The sequence below is a fragment of the Burkholderia lata genome (genome assembly GCF_902499335.1).
In the GTDB taxonomy this organism is placed as follows: domain Bacteria; phylum Pseudomonadota; class Gammaproteobacteria; order Burkholderiales; family Burkholderiaceae; genus Burkholderia; species Burkholderia lata_B.
The window spans coordinates 1-2105 of sequence record NZ_CABVQK010000042.1 but is presented as its reverse complement, the minus strand read 5'-3'; the positions used below and the strand labels follow the sequence as shown (position 1 = coordinate 2105).

Below are 2105 nucleotides of genomic sequence, written 5' to 3'. Positions count from 1 at the left end.
TGGCGTAGGTACGATACGCCCGGCCGTCTGGCGCGTCAGGCGTATAGAGCACCACCGTCCCCATTGCCCTCGACTCGTTCCCCCGGCTGTCGACTGCCCCAATCACGACCATGCCGTTCACCGGATAGCTGCCGATAACGTCCTTTCGACCCGGCCTGTGGATATCAACGGTGAACGCCTCCGTCTGGATGGTGTACCCGTCCACCTTCCCTCGCTTGCTGGAGTCCGAATTCTTGATTACCTCCCGCACCATTCGGTAAGGGAGCTTGTTTTGATAAAGGTCACCGAACGCCCCGCTCAGGTCCCCTTCCTTGGCGTCGGCCAGCATTCTTAACCCGTAGGCCCCCTGCCAGGTCTCTTTCAGCTTCCTGTCGCCATACTTGTCCGTGAGTAGCTGGTCATAGCTTTGGCCGACATCCAGCTTCTCGGCGAGCACATTCAGCTCCTCCTTGGCTAGCGTTACCTGCTTGCCATCCGCACCCGCCATCGTCGCGCTGACGCCAACCTTGTTCTCCCTGAAGAGTTTCGCGACATCCGTTCCGGGCAAAAGGGCGTCGAGAAGCGTGCCGGACACCCCGGTTTCATCGTCTGGCGGATTCCGGGCGAGCTGCCTCTTCAGCGTCACATACTCAGTCAGGGTGGTCGTTATCGTCTTGCTTTGAGGTTGCGGATCCGGGTTGACCCGCGTGGCCCCTTCGGGCGGTTGATAATAAGTGATGGCGACCGCAACCTTGTCCGGATCGATGCCAGGATACTTCGATTGCAGTTCCTCGCGGATTTTCGTGGCCGCATGCTCCATGAGCGTCGGGATCTGCGATTCGAGTTCATCGAGATTGTTCTCGAATTGGTCGGCTCCCTCCTGGAAGTTCTCAAGCGAATCCCGATCCACTTGCGAGCTTTGTTTCCACCAGTCAGGTCGGTTGTGCTCGATCAGGCGGATATCACGCTCCGTGAGCATCCCATCCGCATCGAACGACTCGCGCAGGTCATCCGACGAATCAGCGGCGATCTCGTCAAACTCCGTCAGGTCCGCACCACGCTTACCCGCCTGCGTCATCCGGTATTCGGTATCGCGCCCTTGCTTGTCGATTTGCTGTTGCACGCCATGCTCGAAAAAATTTGTGCCAGCCGGCACGGCTTGAAAGCCACCAAGCTCGTAGCGTCGATTCTGCGCAAAGTCTGCCTGCTCCTGTTCAGGCAGGAAATTCAGTAAGGCGTGACGCTGCTCAGCGTCGACCTGCACGCCGGGCTCGGCAACATAGCTCTTCATCGCCTCCACGGAATCGAATGCCTTGAGCCCTTGCCCCGGCAGAGACAGCACAACGACATCGTTCTTGCCAGGCCAGTCATCGGCACGCGGCGTCATCATGACGAGCGGGCCATACAGCCTCTGATCGCCATCACGCTTGCCGTTAGCATTACTGTCCGGGTTGATCGATACACTGAAGACGCGCGGGCGGGCGCTCTCGTCGGGATAGGCGCGATCGAGATCAGCTTGAGTCGGGTATTGCGTCACCGACTCGACGAGATTCAGCGCTTTTGGGCTGAGCGTCCCGTCCGCATGTTGTAACTGCGCGTCAGCCTGGATCTGATTCTTGCGGAGCTCTCCCAGCTTCTGCAACGGAGTCTTGCCATCCGGGCCCGGCGTGCTGAAGTATTGGTCATTCTGTGCCTTCACGCTTTCGGCCGTGTCCGCCGAGAAGCCATTGATGAACGTTTCTGCCGCTTGCGCAGTCGTCCCGCCAACCTTGGCCTCGTCGCTCACCGCATCGGGTGAACTGAAGACACCGTAAGAAATATTCCTATCTGAATCGTGGCCAAGGTCGATCCGATCGCCACCGCTGTATCGCTGTGCGATGAGATCGGCCACGCTACGAGACGACACCCACTCGCGCGTGAACTGAGCGCTGCCGGGCGGATCTTGTTTCTCACGATAGGCATTCACATAAAGACGATTCAGATCCACCGGCCGCGGCGCCTGCGGGAACATCGTTTCAAATGCTTGTCGCGCGTCCTGCAGCAGACTCGGCCGCGGCTTTTGGTCGAACACCGCGTTGGCCTGCCCCGATAGGCTGTAGAGCGTGTCGACCTTCTCGCGCTGTGCC

At 59.3% G+C, this 2105-nt stretch carries 1 protein-coding gene; it reads right to left on the bottom strand.

All coding sequences use genetic code 11. From position 1 onward, the window contains the following. Positions 1-2105, bottom strand: a 2105-nt coding sequence (locus tag BCO18175_RS40335; RefSeq protein ID WP_174989389.1) for a dermonecrotic toxin domain-containing protein, incomplete at both ends; no start/stop codon positions are given.